The organism is Priestia sp. TGN 0903, from assembly GCF_050846855.1.
GTDB lineage: Bacteria > Bacillota > Bacilli > Bacillales > Bacillaceae_H > Priestia > Priestia zanthoxyli.
In genome coordinates this window covers 262,587-281,024 of sequence record NZ_JBOZGL010000004.1, presented here as the reverse complement: position 1 = coordinate 281,024, position 18,438 = coordinate 262,587, and the positions used below count along the sequence as shown (strand labels likewise).

Below are 18,438 nucleotides of genomic sequence, written 5' to 3'. Positions count from 1 at the left end.
AATAGGAATGAGCAACTTGAGTAAATATAAAGTCACCGCCGTGATTGTAAACTATAATAAAGAACCCTATATTTCTCAATGTATTGAGTCTGTTATTAACCAGTCTCTGCAGCCAATTGAAATCATCATTGTAGACGATGGGTCAACAGATAAAAGCGGCATCATTTCAAGCCGATATGCTGCAGCACATCCTCATGTTCGCTATCTCACTCAAGAAAATAAAGGAGTAAGCTCAGCCAGGAACAAAGGCTTATCCTATGCACAAGGCGAGTATGTTGCCTTCTTAGATGCAGATGATTATGTACCGGCTGATGCCTACGATAGGCTGTACAAAGCCGCAGTGAAATCAGATGCAGATACCGCCGTAGGAAACTTTGAATGTTTTAATGAGTACCGCACTTGGCATTTGGCTTATATGAAAAAAGTCTTTGCGAAAGGGCTTCCTGCCATACGGCACATTTCTACCCACAAAGAACTGCATCTCACGCCTTCAGCAAGCAATAAATTATTTAAAAAAGAGCTTCTTATTCAGCATAGCATTTCTTTTGATGAAGATTTACATGTTGGTGAAGATCTGTTATTCACTCAAAAAAGTCTCTACTGCTCGCGTAAAACGGTAGTAGAAAATAGTGACGTTTTGTATTACCGAGTTAATGACAATGAAATGACACTATCAAAAAATAGTACTCTTTCATTTTTCAAACAGCTAGTAATGGTACAGCAGAAATTAAAGAGTTTATACGGTACTCTCAATGAACGGTCTCTGCTTCACGAAATCGAAAAGAGACAGGCAGAATTTTTCTTTAGCTCTCTTTTTACAAAGGGTCCTAAGCTACCGAAGAATCATTTGAATGAGCTGTTAGATATAAGCAGCAGCTTTTTAGATACGCTTGTTCATCGTGAAGTAACGTCCAGCTTAGACAGCAAAAGTCAGCTACTCACACAAATGATTGTACAGAGAGATTATGAAGAGTTTATGAACTTAATGTTTTCTTTTTGTAAAGATGAATTTATTAACGAGATTTTTTGGGAAGAAGGTCTGTTTTACAGCTCTTTGGCCAAAACATTTCCTAGATATAAGCAGTACTTAGAAGTGAAGCACGTAGAAGTTGAACAGCGAATTGAGCTTATCGAACTAAAAGACGGACAGCTTACGCTTGGCGGCTATGCGTTTATGAAAGGCTTGTCTGCTAAAGGAATGCAAAAAGACTTGGTGTTTAAACGTGGAGGAAAAGAGAAAGCAGTTCCTTTACAGCAGGATTTACGAACAGACGTGAGTTATTTATTTTCACATAATCAAATTGATTACCAAGACGCTGGCTTTAAAACGATTTCTCTCAACGTATTGGATTTTCTTGAGCAAGGTGAGTGGCAGGTATATATTCGTTTGACTGTAAATGATGCAACAGTGGAAGAACCAATAAAAGTGATGCTAGCTCAGCTGCGAAATCGTACGAAAACCCATGTGGTGAACAATATTCAAATCAAAACAGCATTTAACACACGCTCACAAATGAAAATTAGCTTAAAAAAAGTAAATATGCTAGGGAAATTAAAGTCTTTTGCTGTTCAAGTAAAAAGAGATATCCGATATGATGCAAGCTTCTTAAAGGCTAAGGATTATCATACATTTTTAGCGATTCTATTATATAGAATGTTTCGTTTATTGTATGTTAAAAAACAAATTTGGCTGATTGGTGAGCGAAAAGATACGGCTCAAGATAATTCTTATCATTTGTATCGCTATATTCGCAAGCATCATCCAAACGTCAATATTTATTATGTAATTGATAAGCACTCTCCAGATTATCAATTTATCAAGCATTTAGGAAATATTATTCATTTTAATAGTGTGAAGCACACGTTTTATTTACTCATAGCCCATAAAACTATTAACAGCTACGTTGAAACTTCTAACATGCATACGGAATCGTATAAGAAAATTATGAAGTATTATCCAGAGTGGCAGAAAAATGAAAAGATTTTTATTCAGCATGGTGTAATCGGTGTTAGCCGGGTTAATCATGTTCTTCATAAAAATAGAATGAATTATAGTCAGTTTGTTGTTTCTTCACCGTTCGAAAAAAAACACGTAATGAAAGAATTTGGTTATAGCCAAAAAGAGGTAATTGAGACGGGGCTTGCACGCTGGGACGCGCTTGAAGATACAAGTACAGGCAAAGAAATTCTCATCATGCCGACATGGAGAAGCTGGATTAAAACAGAGCAGCAGCTGTTTACATCTGATTATTGGAGGCGCTATTTGTCTTTGCTTGAAAACGAAGAATTTCACCGTTTTCTTGAACAAAAAGATTTAACAGTTACGTTCTTTCCGCACTATCAAATGCAGAAGTTAATTGGAGAATTTCCTGCTTTCCATCCTAGAATCACGGTCGTGAAGCAAGGAGAACAAACCGTTCAAAATTTATTAAGAAGTCACAGTATGCTGCTTACTGATTATTCGACTGTATCGTTTGATTTTGCTTATATGAATAAACCTGTTTTATTCTATCAGTTCGATTATGATGACTTTTATTCAAAGCATTACAATGAAGGTCCTATTAACCATAAAAAAGATTTATTTGGAGAGAGAGTAGAAACGGAAAAAGAAGTGATTCAGCTATTAAAGCAATTTCCTCACTTTTCTATTCATAAAGCTAATAAAATTCAAAATTATGTTGTAAAAGAACATTCTCATAGCAATTTACTATTCAATCAATTGAGTGGAGGGAATTATGAATGAATAAACCATTAATTACAGTTATTCTACCTATCTACAACGTAGAAAGTTATATCGAAGAGTGCTTAAACTCCTTGTTGAATCAAACAATCGGCCATGAAAAATTGGAAGTTCTTATGGTTAATGATTGTTCTACAGACAACACAGCTGAGATCATGAATCAATATTCTCAGAAATACCCCCATTTTAAATCGATTCACTTAGCGGAAAATACGGGCGCTCCTGGGAAGCCAAGAAATATTGGTATTGAAAAAGCAACTGGTGAATACTTAATCTTTTTAGATCCCGATGATTATATTCCAAATGATGCGTACGAAGCTCTTTATGAAGTCGCTAATGAAAATAAATCAGACTTTGTAATGGGGAAAATGGTGAGCTTTGATGATGAAGACGGCAGAGAGTATGAGCATATTACATTTAAAAATTATTTGTTACATAAGCAGTACTTGAATGTAGATATAAAAAGCGTGCCTTTCTTTCTGCAAGTTAAAACAGCCGTTTATTTAAAGCTTGTTAAAACAGCATTTATTAAAAAGCATAACATTTCATTTGTAGAAGGCATGAAAAACGGCGAAGACAAATACTATGACATGCAGCTTTTCACTAAAGCAGCTAAATTCAGCTATATTCCGAAGGTTATTTATATGTACCGAGCAAGAAATGATGCAAAAAACTTATCATTAACGCAGCGAGATATCGTGAGTACAGTTGAAAATGATGTGAAAGCAGCAAAGCTTGTAAAACCGATGCTTGGCAGCGAAGAATACACCTATTTTCAAATTAACGCGCTGAGATCCCTATTATGGAAGCTGTGTGACCCAGACTTTAACCGTCTGCAAATGGATACAAAACTTTATTTGATTAACTTAGTTAAAGACGTTATTAAAGGGTACGACAAAAAGTTAATCGAAAAATATTTAAAGCTTGAAGGACCTTTTATCAGCTTAATTGATAAAGGATATATAGATGAAGCGCTAGAGTATAATAAAATGCTTGTTTCGAGACGCTGGTGGTACAAGCAAGGTATTGAGCTGCAGGCAGAATACAAAAAACACGCCAAAATCAGAAAAAGCTATTCATGGAAGATGACAAAAATCTTACGCAGCCGTAACTTTAAATTGAAACAACTAATTAAGAGGAGATATGTAAATGAAAGTCAGCATAGTAGCACTCTTGCAGGAAAGTAATCTTACTAATTTTATTGATACTCTTAATAGATTAAGAGAACAAACAATTGGGTTAGAAAACATTGAATTGATAATTCTTGATCAAGCCGTTGAAAAAACGTCTCAAGAAGTAATTGAGCTTTCTAAATTGTCTGAGGAGGCCAATATACATGTACAAAAAGAAAGCGAGGTAAACTTTGCTTCTTTAAAAGGAAAGTATATCAGCTTCTTTGATTTTAATTATAGTATTTCACCTCACTTATACAAGGAGCTATACAATACAGCAGAAAAAAAAGGACTGGATTTTGTATCAGCTAATGCAGATTCAACGGTGAAAACAAATATGGATGCATCAGCTGAGGTTATAAAAAAAGGAGTTAATGCGTTAACGTCTTTAAAATTAATAAAAAAAGATACGCTGCTTCAGCATCCGCAGTTAGTATCTAAATCTGTCACAAGTACAGCCATTGAAGTTTTTCATTTTCTCGTCTATACAAAAGAGCTTTCTTTTAACTACATCGGTAAATTAAAATACAAAAATGGGTTTACTTTTGACGAAGTTTATATCAGCTCATCGATTGGACACATTGGCGAGGTTAACCGGGCGTTGCAAATGCAGGCACCTAAGGAATTAAACGAAGCCATTAAATTTCAACTTTTAACGCATATGCTTTATTTAATTGATAAAAATACGTTTACGAATAACTTAACAGAAGAAAAGCAAACGATTGCTTATAATGAGTTAAGAAGCTTATTAGCTTTATTTAGCTCGCAAGAAATCAAAAGCTGCGGTATAGACGGATATATCCCGATTTTTAAGATGCTCAATAAGAACTTGGACGAAGAAGCTACTGAGTATATTAAATTACTGAGAAGTAAGCGTCATTGGTATGAGCAAACAAATAAATATAAGCAGTATTTTAAAAAAAATCCATACAGCTTAGAAGAGTCTCTTTCATGGAAAGTAACAAAGCCTTTTAGAAAAGCCAGCAGCATGCTTCGCGGCTTAAAACAATCTCTCTATAAAGGGTTTTTAGTAACTGCTGCTAGCCTTGTTAAAGCATCTTTACTTAACCGTAAAGTATGGCTTGTAGGAGAACGTGAAGATCAAGCAGAAGACAATGGTTATTTTTTCTTTAAGTACTGCCGAGAACATTACCCGAATCAAAAAGTCTACTATATTATTAACGAGGATTCTCCTCATCTTGAAAAAGTAAAGAAACATGGAAATGTCATTCATCATTCTTCTTTTAAGCATCAGCTATATATGCTGGTGGCTAGCACTTACATTAGCGCATGGACGTTTGAGGAGTGTTCATATCCAAGGCCGAAAGAAACATTTAAAAAGTTATTTAAAAAGCAACTGGCTAAAAAATACAATATCTGCTTACAGCATGGTGTTATTATTCATAATATCTCTCCTTATTTACATAAAGAGCGATACAATCAAAACCTTATTATTTCCAGCTCTGAATATGAAAAGAAAATTATTCAAAATACGCTGGGTTACAGCGAGAATGAAGTTGCTGTAACAGGTTTAGCTCGCTTTGATAATCTTCATGAACTGGATGTCAAAAAACAAATTTTAATTATGCCAACATGGAGAAGACATTTGTTCAAAATTAATAAAAATAGCTTCTTAAAATCGGATTATTATAAAGCTTACAAAAATCTCATTACCAATCAAGAATTTTTAGAAATGATTGAACGTCATAACATTCCTGTGAAGTTTTACATTCACAGTCAAATGCAAAAATTTATGGATCAGTTTGTCATTGATCATCCGAACATCGAGTTTTTAGTAAAAAGTACGGCTACTGTTTCAGAGCTCTTAAAAGAAAGTTCGCTGTTAATTACGGATTATTCTTCGGTATCAAGCGATTTCTTGTATATGGATAAACCGGTTATTATGTATCAGTTTGATCCGCACAATAACCACCATACACAAGTAAAAGAAATCCAATACAACAATCTGGGAATGATTGTTTCAAATGAAAATCAATTAATGTCAGCTATTGGATCAGTGGTAAACAACGATTTTAAAGCAAACAAGCAATATCTTAAAAATTCACAGCGGATTTTTAAATACAAAGACCAAAATAATTGTCAGCGTATTTATAACGTTATTAAGCAAAAAACATCTTAATGATTTATAAAAGCAAAAGCTCTAATCATGATGAAGAAAATGCAATAGTTATGTTGCATTTTCTTCATATTATAAGCTCTTTTTACACAAAGAGAAGTCATATTTAATTATAGGTGGGTCATGAATATACTAGTAGAAAACATTAAATATAGAGATAATGCTATCATAGAAATAGCCTTGAATATTCCGAAAGAACTCAAGTTAAAGCCAGCTGAGTTATTGTTAACAAGACGTGCTAAACATAGAAATAAAAGCATAACTTATTCGCAAAAAATCTCGTTGGATAACTCAATCACTATTAATTTGAATGATTTATATCACTTAAAAGGCGAGTCAGTATCTGTTGAAGAGATTGTAGATGTTGCTATTAAAGTAGAAGAGCAAGTTTACGAGTTGAGTCTAGCTGACTTTGATGTAACTAAAATCAAATATATGAACGAAAAAGTATGGGGCACTCATTGGATCAAACCGTATAGCACAAATAAAAAAACAGTGGCTATTTACACTAAAACAGACTTTGTTGCAAAAGTTATTGAATGCTCCTTAGAAAAATCAGATTTGATTCTTACTGTAGAAATGAAGGCAACAATTCTTCCCCAGGAGTGCTATGCGACTATAAGCGGAAAAAGATATGCCATTGAGAGCAGGCCAAATTTAAATACAATTGTATTTCGTATACCACTTCAAAATAGTGTACACTTGTATAAGACTATATCTAAAGAAGACGTCTCTATGCAGTACATCATGAACGATACGGTAGTGTCAGCACATCTACATGTGGGAAATCCTGCTCAGCTAAATAATGAATTATATACTATTCAGCTAAACAGCAGCGAACCTTATGCAGCCATGTGGATTGAAAGAAAAAAGAATGACACAGTAAAAGTAGCAGTATTGGGTTCATGTGTTACACGTGATAATTTTAACAGCAAATTTAATCCTGACTACAAAAAAAGTTACGAGTGTGTTTCTTTACAAAATCAATCTTCTATTATCAGTTTAATGGCTTCTCCTTTAGCGTTTCCGCAGGACAAAATTGATAACTTAAATGATTGGGACACCTGGAATGTTAAAACAGATTTTCAGAAGCAGTTTTTAGAGGATTTAAAAAAGCAGCAGCCTGATTATTTAATCATTGATTTATTTGGAGACATCTTCTTTGGATGCCTTCGTGTGACGGATAGTTTTTTAACTAATAATTACTGGAAGTTAGCTAAAACTAGTTATTTCAAGGAATTAAAAAATCATGATGCGATTACCCTGCAAAACAACCAGGACGAATATATGGAGCTTTGGAAAAAAGCGATTAATAAACTATTTGCTTTTCTTCAAGCAGAATTGCCTGCTTGCAAAGTAGTTCTTCATAAAGCGCGCTTTACGGATTCTTATTATGACAATGAAGGCCAGGTCAAAACCATAGCTTCTTCTGTCAATGTTCAGGCATTAAATCAATATTGGGACCTCCTAGATGGTTATATTCAAGAAAACTATCAAGTAGAAGCAATCGATTTAACAAAAGAGAAGTATATCTCTTACGAAGGCCATCCTTGGGGCGTCTTCCACGTTCATTTTGAAATGAACTATTATCAGCAGTTTTTAAAGCAATTACATCGTATTGTAGTAAAGAATTATCTTGAAGCAGAAAACGTCTTTGCAACAATATATCAAGAATTAGAGCAGGCTTAATCATTGAGAAGCAAAGGCTGTTTCTCAATAAATTGTACAAAAGGAATTATGATATGAAATCAATTAAAATCGTAATACAAGAACAAATTCAAAATCTCTACATGATTGGTAGACTATCAGCTTATGAGTTGAAAAAATCGTATGCGGACAACCTATTGGGTGGACTTTGGATTATTTTGAATCCTTTATTTCAAATTGGGGTTTATTGGGTTGTGTTCGGTCTAGGAGTACGCGGAGGTCAAGATGTTGACGGAATCCCTTTCTTTGTTTGGTTAATTTGTGGCTTAATCCCTTGGTTTTTTATTAGTGCTGCCATTCTTCAAGGCTCTAACTCAGTCTATGCGAGGTTAAATTCAGTTTCGAAAATGAATTTTCCTCTGAGTGTTATACCTACATATGTAGTGGTTGCACAGCTTTACACGCACTTAATCCTTGTGGCTATGCTAACGATTATTGTGATTACGTCTCAAGGTATCCACCACATAAATATTATTAGTCTACTGTATTTTATGCTGTCGTCATTTTGCTTTTTGCTTTCTTTATCGTTCGTAACATCTACTTTATCTACAATGATAAGAGATATTCATTTGCTTATCCAAACAGCTACACGTATGTTGTTTTATGTAACTCCTATTTTATGGTTGCCAAGTAATAACACGCCGCAATTGCTGAAAGAGATTTTTGCGATGAATCCTTTTTATTATATTGTAGACGGTTATCGTGAATCTCTGCTAAAAGGCAGCTGGAATTTTATTCACTCTCCATATACGATTATATTTTGGAGTGTCATTCTGTTGTTGCTTATATTAGGTTCGGCGATTCATGTAAAATTCAGAAAGCAGTTTGTTGACTATTTATAAAAGGTGAATCAGGTATATGAGTTATAAAGTCAAGTTTCAGCAAGTAACAAAAAAATACAAAATGTATAATAAGCAAATAGAGAAAGTAAAAGATTTGTTCTGGAATCGCGGCAAAGGAGAGTATCACTATGCGCTAAATAATATCTCCTTTACTGTAGATGAAGGGGAAATCGTAGGCGTTATAGGATTAAACGGATCAGGAAAAAGTACCTTATCTAATTTAATTGCAGGCGTTACAATGCCAAATGAAGGAACGGTTGATATTAAAGGCAGCGCATCGCTGATTGCTATCGGCGCAGGATTAAACAACAAATTAACAGGCCTAGAAAACATCGAACTCAAAGGTCTAATGATGGGGCTGACCAAAAAGCAAATTCAAGAGATTACCCCAAAAGTTATCGAATTTGCTGATATTGGGAAATTTATTAATCAGCCTGTCAAAACCTATTCAAGCGGTATGAAATCCCGTTTAGGTTTTGCTATATCGGTTAATATTGATCCGGATATCCTTGTTATTGACGAAGCGCTGTCTGTTGGAGATCAGACGTTTACAAATAAATGCTTAGAAAAAATGAATGAATTTAAGGAAAATGGCAAAACCATTTTCTTTATCAGTCACTCATTGTCTCAAGTGAAAAGTTTTTGTACAAAGGCTCTTTGGATCCATTACGGACATGTAAAAGAGTATGGGGACATTAATGAAGTAGCGGACCAATATGGTCAGTTTTTAAAAGAATATAATAAGATGTCTAAAGAAGAGCGTGAACAGTTCCGTGAAAAACAGCTCAATGAATTTTCACATGGATTATTGAATAACGGCACCTCGGTTCCAAAAGACACAGGCGAACATTCAAAAGAACAATCTGCTGAATCACTTAGTCTCTCGCGTTCAAAAAGAATAGGAACTAAGCGGAAGAGTGTCTCTGGCAAAAAAAGCTTTGCAAAAAAAGTATTGTTGCCAGCGGCAGCCGTTATTTTACTAGGAAGTGCGGGGTATGCTGTCTATGCAGCACAAAATGCCAACCACTTAGTGAAACAAACAGAGAGTAAAAAACAGTCTTCTGTGAGCGGCACGGCTCAAAAGAAGCAACAAGCTGAGAAAGCAGTCATTAACACGAAAACTGCATTTGTCAGAGAAGAGCCAGATTTAGAGAGCAGCCAAAAAGCAGTTCTATCATTTGGAGAAATATATGAAGTTCTTGAAGAGAAAAAAGATCCTGCTGAAGATATAAAATGGGTGAAGTTGAATGCAGAACATGGGAAGGAAGGCTGGGTTAGTTCAGCTCTTTTAACACCGTATACTGACCAGCAATCAGCGTTAACAGATAAAAATATTGATTCGCTGAACTCGCTTGTGCAACCAAAATATAATATCAGTATGGACAAACTGCTAAGTCCGTTAAGTGGAACTCAGAAAAGCTTAATGGAAAATCAAGCTTTATCTTTAACCAATCAGTATGACTCAAACGATGGAACGTTATTAAATTACGGATCTGTTCAATATGTAGCACTAAATAATGAGATCACAGAAGTATCGTTAAGAAACGTGGATGAAGATACAGAAGAAGTTCTGTCATTATTGAAGAAGAAGCCGTTGTTTATTAATGACAAAGAAGGCCTGTATTTCTATCAATCAACGAATTATTATATTAAGGTGTATACAAATTTAAAAACAAATAGAATTAAGATTATATCTTTTGTAGCACGAGAGAATGCAGAAGGTAAATAAAACAAAAATAAAGCCGTCTTCCTTTAGGAAGACGGCTTTATTTTTGTTTTATTTTAAATTTAAATGATCTTTTAACTTAGTAGATAGCTCTTGGCGCGTTGTATCTGAAACTGCATAGTAGTAAATACCGTTAATTTTCTCACCTTGACCGTCTACTTGAAGCTGTTCTACGTTATGGCGAGCATCTTTATAGTTTGATTGAATTTGCTTCATATCGTCGAATGTAAGGTTTGTTCTAACATTCGTTCCAATGGCGTCTAAGATATTACCATAGTTTGCCAGTGATTGAACGCTTGCTCCTTCTTCAATAACACCTTCAATAATTTGACGCTGGCGCATTTGACGTCCAAAATCTCCGCGAGGATCTTTTTTACGCATACGAGAGTAAGCAAGAGCTTCTTTTCCGTTTAACGTAAGCTTTCCTTTTTTAAAACTGTATCCATCATAATTAAAGTCCAAGTCGTTATTCACTGTCACGCCTCCAACTGCGTCAACAATGTCTTTAAAGCTTTCCATATTAACTTGTACATAATAGTCAACCGGTACATCTAAGAATTTTTCAACTGTATTTACAGCCATATCGACACCGCCGAATGCATAGGCGTGATTGATTTTGTCAGTCGTTCCTTTTCCAACAATTTCTGTGCGCGTATCACGAGGAATGCTGACCATTTTCATCGATTGATCTTTTGGGTTCACCGTCATTAAAATTAATGAGTCAGAACGCCCGCGGTCACCTGCACGCTGGTCTACTCCTAAAAGCAATATTGAAATAGGATCTTTGTCACTGAATGAAACTTTCTCAGATCTTTTCTCCGATACATCACGTTTTAAAGGCTCATGAGTTTGGGTGAACGTTTTTTCAACAGAATGCCAAACACTGTAGGCATAAGCACCTACACCAAGGATTAATAATACAATAATACCCGTAACGATTTTTAATGCTCTTTTTTTCTTCGGCTTTCTCCTTTTACGCTTGCGAGTTTGAGATTCTTCCATATTCATTGTCTCTTCCTTTTCTTAATATATTGATAAAATAAATGAAGTACCTATGTAAGTCATTATTCTTATCTTGAAAAAAACTTCTGCATCAAAATTACTGAAAAAATGACAAATTTAATCATTTTCATGCACTTACTTACAAATTATATTATAATAAGAGCAAAAAAGAAAGATATAGTAAGGGAGACAATTTATGAAAATTTGGATTAATATTCTAGCAGTCATCGTTTTTATTGCCGCACTTTCAGCAGGAAAAATGTATTGGAACAACAAAGTGTCAGAACAGTCTGTTTCCAGACCAACGAAAGTCGAAGCTTCCGGTGATGCAAGTAATATGAAAATTACTTGGAAAGAACATGCTCAAAATCTTCCAGAATCTATTCAAACTAAAATTCAAAAAGCTGAGCAAACAAAAACCCCGTTGAAGCTAGTTATTGTTGGATCAGCACCGCAAGAGGAAGTAAAAGCTACTTGGGCCGAGCTATTGAAGGAAAAAATTGAAGATACATATGGTTCTTCCTTAATCAAGGTTGATGTCCGTGAATATAAGGATATGACAACCTTACAGTTCATTAAAAGCGATACATACAAAGAGATTGCCCAAGCAAGTCCGGATGTTTTGCTGTTTGAACCGTTTCTTTTAAACGATAACGGCGTAGTAGGGATTGAGAATACGTTAGATAATATAGATATTATCTTAACGTATTTAAAACGCCAAAATGAACAGCTGGTTACAATTCTTCAGCCGTCAGCTCCCGTTTATAAAGCAAATAATTACCCATCTGACGCCAAGGCATTAGAAGAGTTTGCAAAAGAAAATGACTATGAATATATCAATCATTGGAAAGCATGGCCGGACTATCAGTCAGAAAAGATTTCAGCTTATTTAACACAAGCGCCTGGCCAGCCTAATGACAAGGGAGAACAGCTGTGGGCACAGCATTTAGAACACTATTTTGCAAACTCTAAATCTATCCAGTAAAGAACAAGCCTAACCATTCCGTTAGGCTTGTTTCTTTTAAAAAAATACTCATAAAATGCATTTCAAGACAAAATAAGAGCTTGTAAGACATAAAACTTATACATAAGAAGCAGTTTCCCTTTATATAGAAAAGTTGGTAAGGGTCTATGATATAATATCATTTATGGAATACTATCCATGATCTGAGGCATAGAAAGAGGAGTAAAAGAAATGATAGATATATATACCAATATCTTGCCAAATGTGAACAGTGGTCCCAAAAGTGTAGAAGAATTTTTAGAAATGGCAAATGTATTAGTGAAACAAGGAGTAACAGAAGCCGTAGCAGCACCTCTTTATGACGGAAAAGATTCCAGCTATAAAGAAGGCGTGGATCTTGCGAATGAATGGTTAAGAAAATCTTCTATTTCGTTAAGCGTTTTACCAGGTCAAAAAGTAATTGCCTCTACCAATATGATTGTATCAAATGAAGAGTATTACACGATGACAATAAATGAAAATGAAAAATATATGTTTTTACACATTCCACAAGACGTGGAAATTGAAGTGTTAGAAAATATTGCTTACGAGCTTCAGCTAAAAGGTATTGTACCGGTTTTAAATGAGCCTGAATGCCATTCATTATTTGTGGAGAACCCTCCGCACTTGTACAAGCTCGTAAAAAATGGAGCAGTCGTTCAGCTGTCTGCACAAAGTGTGCTGGGTGGCAACGGCAGTAAAGCTAAAAAAGCAGCTTATCAGTTCATTGATCACGGATTAGCACACGTTATTGCATCAGGTGTAAATCGTGAAAATTACCAGCAGTACGGCCTGCAAAAAGCCTATTCAGCTGTTTCTAAAAAATACGGCAACAGCAAGCTTTATCATTTCATGGAAAATGCTGAGGCTATTGCGAGCGGGAAGGCTATTTATAAACAAGAGCCTGAGCGCATCAAAAAAACAAAATTTCTAGGGATTTTTTAACTTTTCCCTTTGTACCCTGATTAACTTCTGTTTAATCAGGGTATTTGCATACAAAGACCTATTTCAATCCCTTCTTTTATCATCATTATTTGGAGTTATTTTACAAATTATGTTTGCGTTTTCACATAAAGTGATAGTAAAATATTGTTAGTTAAGTAGATGACAGGAAAGTACGCGGTTTTCCGGGGTTTGTGGTGGTAAATGTCGAGAAGAATACATAGTTTCACATTTAAAATCGTCGTAGAATAGAGCTATACAAAACGCAGGGAGGGAAATAAAGTGATTGATATTCATACGTACATATTGCCTAATATCGATAGCGGACCTGAGGAAGTAGACGGCTTTTTGAAGATGGCACGCTCCTTAGCGGATCAAGGGGTTCAGTCTGTTGTGGCGACGCCGCTTTATGACAGCGATCAAGAGTTTATGAAACACCATTTATTTCTCTATGTAAATGCAGCTAATGAATGGCTTACAAATTCATGTGTTCCTCTACAAGTATTACCAGGCCAGCTTATCCCTTTATCACCTCAACTTCTGCGAAACTATGAGCGAAATCAGCTTCTTACGCTTAATCACACCGATAAATATTTGTTTCTTTCACTGCCTGACTATGATATCTCACCTTATTTTGAAAAAACGCTGTATGATCTTCTCACAAAAGGCGTTGTGCCTATTCTACGTTCACCAGAATGTCATCCGATTTTTCGAGATCACCCTGAGCGTTTGTATGAGCTTGTCAAAAAAGGCGTACTTGTTCAGCTAAGCGCTGCTAGTATTCTCGGTTTAAACGGAAAAAAAGAAAGAAAAGCGGCCTGTACGTTTATTAAATACCGCTTCGCCCACGTGATTGCCTCTGGCGTTCATGCTCGCAATTACCACGACTATTCACTTTCAAAAGCGTATGATTATATTTCCGATATGTACGGTACGTCAGAACTTTATTTTTTTATCGAAAATGCAGAAGCGATTATCGACGGTCGTCCGGTGCATCAATTAGAGCCTGAGCCGATGAAAAAATTTAGTTTATTTAAATTATTTAGCTAAAAACAAGGGACTTTTCCATAAAAACGGGAAAGTCCCTTGTTTTGTCTTTCTTTCATTGTGGTATGGAATAGAAACAAAGTTAAAGAAAGGAAGGCTGAATATGATAAAAACTACAGCTGGAAAAGCAGCTATGTCGGTATTAAAAGAATGGAAGATCGATCACATTTTCGGTATGCCGGGAGATTCCATCAATCATTTTATGGACAATCTGCGAAGTGAAAAAGATGAAATTGAGTTTATTCAAGTCCGTCACGAGGAAGTAGGAGCACTTGCGGCATCGTCTTACGCTAAAATTACAGGCAACATCGGCGTGTGTCTGTCGATTGGAGGGCCGGGTGCGATTCATTTGTTAAACGGCTTATACGATGCGAAAGCAGACGGTGCACCGGTGCTGGTGCTAGCCGGACAGGTGCCTCGTGCGAAGCTTGGCAATGAATCGTTTCAAGAAGTGAATTTAGAACGTGTTTTTGACGATGTGTCGGTGTTTAATCACCGAGTGGACTCACCTGAATCGTTTCCGCATCTGCTTCAGCAAGCGATTCGAACGGCTTACGCGAAAAAAGGTGTAGCGGTTCTAGTTATTCCAGACGATATTCCGTCTTCAACGATTAAAATTGATAAAAAAACGCCAGTTGCCAATGTATCAAAAACCATTTCTCACAGTGATCCAGAAGATGTAGCTAAAGCGCTTCTAGCGATTAAATACGCGAAAAAACCGGTTATTTTAGCAGGAACAGGCGCCAAGCACGCCAAGCTTGAATTAGCACAGTTCGCAGAAAAAATTGCGGCGCCGATTATCTTTACGCTTCCGGGTAAAGGAATACTGCCTGATCATCATCCTTATAACCTAGGGCAGCTCGGGCAAATTGGGACAAAGCCGGCGTATGAAGCGATGGAAGAGACCGACTTATTGATTATGGTGGGCACATCGTTTCCGTACCGTGAGTTTTTACCGGACGGGGTTGAAGCGATTCAGCTGGACTCTGACGCCACACAAATCGGCAGACGCTATCCTGTATCAATTGGATTAGTCGGAGACTCTAAAACGACGCTGTCGCAGCTTGCGCATAATTTAGATTATCAAGAAAACCGCCGTTTCTTAGAAGAGTGTCAAGTTAATATGGAAAACTGGTGGAAGCACGTAGAAAAAGAAGAAAATGAAGTGAGTACGCCAATCAAGCCGCAGCAAGTCATTCCTAAGCTTCAAAAAATCGTTGATGATGATGCGATTGTATCTGTTGATGTCGGAAACGTAACGGTATGGATGGCGAGACATTTCCGCATGACAAATCAAAAATTTGTGATTTCAAGCTGGCTGGCAACGATGGGCTGCGGACTTCCGGCTGCGATCGCAGGAAAGCTTGCTCATCCTGAAAAACAATCAGTAGCCGTTTGCGGTGACGGAGGCTTTACAATGGTCATGCAAGACTTTGTAACGGCTGTGAAGTACAAGCTGCCGATTGTTGTCGTCGTCCTTAATAACAGTGAAATCGGCATGATTAAATATGAACAAGCCATTCAAGGTCACTTGGATTACCAAACGCAGCTTGGTGAAATGAACTTTGCGAAGTTTGCTGAATCGTGCGGAGGAATCGGCTACCGCGTTGAAAAATACGAAGAGCTCGAAACCGCATTTGAAAAAGCGTCTCTTGCGAATGTTCCTGTTGTGATTGATGTCGTTGTTGCGGACGAACCGCCGCTTCCAGGCAAAATTTCATTCGGACAAGCAGCCAATTATTCGAAGCACATCATGAAAAAATTCTTTAAAGAACATGAGCTCGAAATGCCGCCGCTTCGTAAAGGACTAAGCAGAATGCTTTAATCAGTGACTCTCCGTATAGGAGAGTCTTTTTAGGAGGGATATCATGGGAGTGTTTGAAATCATTTTACTTATTTTTGGTGCGGTCATGATGCTTGTGATTGTAGTGCCTGTTATCATTGCTATTATTCTTTGGATGAAAGATGAAAAACAAGAAGAGCATTCGGTTTTGAGAAACTATCCGCTGCTCGGGAAAATGCGCTATATTTTTGAGAAAATGGGGCCTGAACTGCGTCAGTATTTATTTTTAAATAATAATGAAGGCAAGCCGTTTTCTAGAAATCAATACGAGCAAACCGTTAAGTCAGGTAAATACCTCAACCGGATGATGGGGTTTGGCTCAGAGCGTGATTTTAACGAACCGGGCTATTATATTCGAAACGCGGTGTTTCCAAAGCAGCGCGACGAAATGAAAGCCGATAATACGACAAAAGTTAAAACGAAAGTATATAAAATGGACGCCGATAACTTATTCAGCCGAAGAGAGCACCGAGAAGAAAAAGAAGCGGATCCGTTTTATTTGCGAGATGAAGATGCGGTCGTTATAGGTCCTTCATGCAAAAATCCGTTTGTTGTAAAAGGATTAATCGGTCAATCCGGCATGAGCTTTGGAGCGCTTGGTGACCATGCGATTACCGCTTTATCCCTAGGGTTAGGTCGAGCAGGCGGCACGTGGATGAACACGGGAGAAGGCGGACTATCACCGTATCATTTAAAAGGAAACGTCGATATCATTTTTCAAATTGGGCCCGGGCTTTTTGGCGTTCGGACAAAAGAAGGCGAATTTTCCTGGGAAGAATTTAAAAAGAAAAGTGAAATGAAACAAATCAAAGCGTTTGAAATTAAGCTTGCACAAGGTGCCAAAACGCGAGGCGGTCACGTAGACGGTTCAAAAGTAACGGAAGAAATCGCAGAAATCCGTAACTTAAAGCCAGGAGAATCGGTAGACAGCCCTAACCGTTTTAAAGAATTCGCGGCGTATCCTGAAATGTTCCAGTTTATTGAAAAACTTCGAGATGTAGGCGGCAAGCCAGTAGGCATTAAAATGGTTGTCGGCAACACAAATGATCTTGAAGAAATGGCGGTGTATATGAAAGAGACAGGAAGCGGTCCTGACTTTATTACGATTGACGGAGCAGAAGGAGGAACAGGCGCATCGTTTCAAGAATTAGCGGACGGAGCCGGCGTACCTCTATTTTCAGGACTTCCTTTTGTAGATGAACTGCTTAAAAAGTATGGCGTTCGTGATGAAGTGAAGCTTTTTGCATCGGGCAAGCTGCTAACGGCTGATAAAATTGCGACGGCTTTATCACTGGGTGCTGACTGCGTGAATATTGCCAGAGGCTTTATGTTTTCTGTTGGCTGTATTCAAGCGCAGGTTTGTCACAACAACAGGTGCCCCGTCGGCGTAGCCACAACAGATCCAAAGCTGCAAAAAGCGCTTATTATTGAAGAAAAATCATATCGGGTGTGCAACTACGTGCTGTCATTACGTGAAGGGTTGTTTAATTTAGCAGCAGCAGCCGGTATTGATTCGCCAACGAAGTTTTCAAAAAAACACGTGGTGTTCAAAAACAGCAGCGGACAGTTAGCTGATATTGCTACAAAGGAAAAGATGTACGTATAAAAAAAGCTGCCGATCGGCAGCTTTTTTATTGTCTTCTTTGAAGCAAATGCAGGCAAAACTCTAAGTCTTTTTGAAGATGCTCTTGCATGAGCGCTTCAGCTTTTTCAGCATTGCGTTCTTTAATAGCGTTATAAATGTCTTCGTGTTCGTCAATTAAAAATGGGCGGTTGTAAAAAACCACGGTATGACGGAACAAGTAAATGATCGACTGCATGCGGTCGATGATGTTAATCATTACGTCATTGTTGCTTGCGTTCACAATGATGGCGTGAAAACGCTCATTCGCGCTCATAATGTCTTCAAACGAGCCGTTTCTTCCGATGTCTACGCATTCCTTTAACTCTTCTAATTCGTTATCAGATAAAAAAGTTGCCGCAGCTTTAGAAGCTGAGCCTTCTAGCAGCATTCGCACTTCAAACAAGTTGCGTAAGTCTTTTTCTGTTGGTGACACCACTTTTTTTCGGACAATCAGTCCTTCATATTCTAACCGTCTAATAGAATCACGAATCGGCGTTCGGCTGAATCCAAGCTCGCTCGCTAATTTTTCTTCGACGATTTTTGTACCGCCTTCAAGCTCACCGTTTAAAATTTTATCTCGAATCATCTCATAAGAAGGGTGATGAGACGAACGAGAACCTTGATTTCTTAACATACTCTACTTCACCTCTAGC

Annotated in this window: 12 protein-coding genes and 1 pseudogene; 11 read left to right on the top strand and 2 right to left on the bottom strand. The window is 37.1% G+C overall.

Annotation, left to right across the window (positions count from 1 at the left end; translation table 11 throughout):
• The first annotated feature begins 16 nt into the window (after positions 1 to 16).
• The 6 genes and pseudogenes from ACRPLY_RS15870 to tagH form a co-directional block, all read left to right on the top strand.
• On the top strand, positions 17 to 2,743 hold the full coding sequence (locus ACRPLY_RS15870) for a bifunctional glycosyltransferase/CDP-glycerol:glycerophosphate glycerophosphotransferase (RefSeq protein WP_432231971.1): 2,727 nt from the start codon (positions 17 to 19) through the stop codon (positions 2,741 to 2,743).
• The gene (locus tag ACRPLY_RS15865) at positions 2,740 to 3,927 is read left to right on the top strand and encodes a glycosyltransferase family 2 protein (protein WP_432231970.1); all 1,188 of its coding nucleotides are present in this window, start codon (positions 2,740 to 2,742) and stop codon (positions 3,925 to 3,927) included. The genes ACRPLY_RS15870 and ACRPLY_RS15865 overlap by 4 nt, the downstream gene beginning before the upstream one ends.
• Positions 3,890 to 6,052 (top strand): CDP-glycerol glycerophosphotransferase family protein, encoded by a 2,163-nt coding sequence (locus tag ACRPLY_RS15860; RefSeq protein WP_432231969.1) that lies wholly within the window; start codon positions 3,890 to 3,892, stop codon positions 6,050 to 6,052. Before ACRPLY_RS15865 ends, ACRPLY_RS15860 begins: the two co-directional genes overlap by 38 nt.
• Positions 6,053 to 6,172: 120 nt before the next feature.
• Positions 6,173 to 7,738 (top strand): DUF6270 domain-containing protein, encoded by a 1,566-nt coding sequence (locus tag ACRPLY_RS15855; protein WP_432231968.1) that lies wholly within the window; start codon positions 6,173 to 6,175, stop codon positions 7,736 to 7,738.
• A gap of 53 nt (positions 7,739 to 7,791) precedes the next feature.
• Positions 7,792 to 8,598, top strand: coding sequence for an ABC transporter permease (locus ACRPLY_RS15850; RefSeq protein WP_432231967.1), 807 nt, complete (start codon positions 7,792 to 7,794; stop codon positions 8,596 to 8,598).
• 16 nt (positions 8,599 to 8,614) lie between these two features.
• A pseudogene (tagH, locus tag ACRPLY_RS15845) lies at positions 8,615 to 10,246 on the top strand (teichoic acids export ABC transporter ATP-binding subunit TagH); the annotation flags it as partial.
• Positions 10,247 to 10,375: 129 nt separating this feature from the next.
• Here tagH and ACRPLY_RS15840 read toward each other — a convergent pair.
• The gene (locus ACRPLY_RS15840; protein WP_432232071.1) at positions 10,376 to 11,326 is read right to left on the bottom strand and encodes a LytR family transcriptional regulator; all 951 of its coding nucleotides are present in this window, start codon (positions 11,324 to 11,326) and stop codon (positions 10,376 to 10,378) included.
• Between the two features lie 196 nt (positions 11,327 to 11,522).
• Between ACRPLY_RS15840 and ACRPLY_RS15835 the strand changes: the two genes are divergently transcribed.
• The 5 genes from ACRPLY_RS15835 to ACRPLY_RS15815 all read left to right on the top strand — a co-directional run bounded on the left by ACRPLY_RS15835 (position 11,523) and on the right by ACRPLY_RS15815 (position 17,767).
• Positions 11,523 to 12,311 (top strand): SGNH/GDSL hydrolase family protein, encoded by a 789-nt coding sequence (locus tag ACRPLY_RS15835; RefSeq protein WP_432231966.1) that lies wholly within the window; start codon positions 11,523 to 11,525, stop codon positions 12,309 to 12,311.
• A 210-nt stretch (positions 12,312 to 12,521) separates the two neighbouring features.
• The gene (locus ACRPLY_RS15830; protein WP_430093173.1) at positions 12,522 to 13,274 is read left to right on the top strand and encodes a CpsB/CapC family capsule biosynthesis tyrosine phosphatase; all 753 of its coding nucleotides are present in this window, start codon (positions 12,522 to 12,524) and stop codon (positions 13,272 to 13,274) included.
• 279 nt (positions 13,275 to 13,553) lie between these two features.
• Complete coding sequence (locus tag ACRPLY_RS15825; RefSeq protein ID WP_432231965.1) at positions 13,554 to 14,321, top strand: tyrosine-protein phosphatase; 768 nt, start codon at positions 13,554 to 13,556, stop codon at positions 14,319 to 14,321.
• 100 nt (positions 14,322 to 14,421) lie between these two features.
• Entirely contained in the window at positions 14,422 to 16,143 is a 1,722-nt protein-coding gene (locus ACRPLY_RS15820) for a pyruvate oxidase (protein ID WP_432231964.1), read from the top strand.
• Between the two features lie 43 nt (positions 16,144 to 16,186).
• Complete coding sequence (locus ACRPLY_RS15815; protein WP_432231963.1) at positions 16,187 to 17,767, top strand: FMN-binding glutamate synthase family protein; 1,581 nt, start codon at positions 16,187 to 16,189, stop codon at positions 17,765 to 17,767.
• A 25-nt stretch (positions 17,768 to 17,792) separates the two neighbouring features.
• Here ACRPLY_RS15815 and ACRPLY_RS15810 read toward each other — a convergent pair whose 3' ends face one another.
• Positions 17,793 to 18,419 (bottom strand): GntR family transcriptional regulator, encoded by a 627-nt coding sequence (locus ACRPLY_RS15810; RefSeq protein ID WP_095379802.1) that lies wholly within the window; start codon positions 18,417 to 18,419, stop codon positions 17,793 to 17,795.
• Positions 18,420 to 18,438 lie beyond the last annotated feature (19 nt).

Excerpts from the sequence above, each read along its gene's own strand:
- ACRPLY_RS15860 (WP_432231969.1), top strand. The coding sequence starts at position 3,890 with ATGAAAGTCAGCATAGTAGCACTCTTGCAGGAAAGTAATCTTACTAAT.
- ACRPLY_RS15835 (WP_432231966.1), top strand. The coding sequence starts at position 11,523 with ATGAAAATTTGGATTAATATTCTAGCAGTCATCGTTTTTATTGCCGCA.
- ACRPLY_RS15820 (WP_432231964.1), top strand. The coding sequence starts at position 14,422 with ATGATAAAAACTACAGCTGGAAAAGCAGCTATGTCGGTATTAAAAGAA.
- ACRPLY_RS15830 (WP_430093173.1), top strand. The coding sequence starts at position 12,522 with ATGATAGATATATATACCAATATCTTGCCAAATGTGAACAGTGGTCCC.
- ACRPLY_RS15815 (WP_432231963.1), top strand. The coding sequence starts at position 16,187 with ATGGGAGTGTTTGAAATCATTTTACTTATTTTTGGTGCGGTCATGATG.
- ACRPLY_RS15865 (WP_432231970.1), top strand. The coding sequence starts at position 2,740 with ATGAATAAACCATTAATTACAGTTATTCTACCTATCTACAACGTAGAA.
- ACRPLY_RS15810 (WP_095379802.1), bottom strand. The coding sequence starts at position 18,419 with ATGTTAAGAAATCAAGGTTCTCGTTCGTCTCATCACCCTTCTTATGAG.
- ACRPLY_RS15855 (WP_432231968.1), top strand. The coding sequence starts at position 6,173 with ATGAATATACTAGTAGAAAACATTAAATATAGAGATAATGCTATCATA.
- ACRPLY_RS15840 (WP_432232071.1), bottom strand. The coding sequence starts at position 11,326 with ATGGAAGAATCTCAAACTCGCAAGCGTAAAAGGAGAAAGCCGAAGAAA.
- ACRPLY_RS15850 (WP_432231967.1), top strand. The coding sequence starts at position 7,792 with ATGAAATCAATTAAAATCGTAATACAAGAACAAATTCAAAATCTCTAC.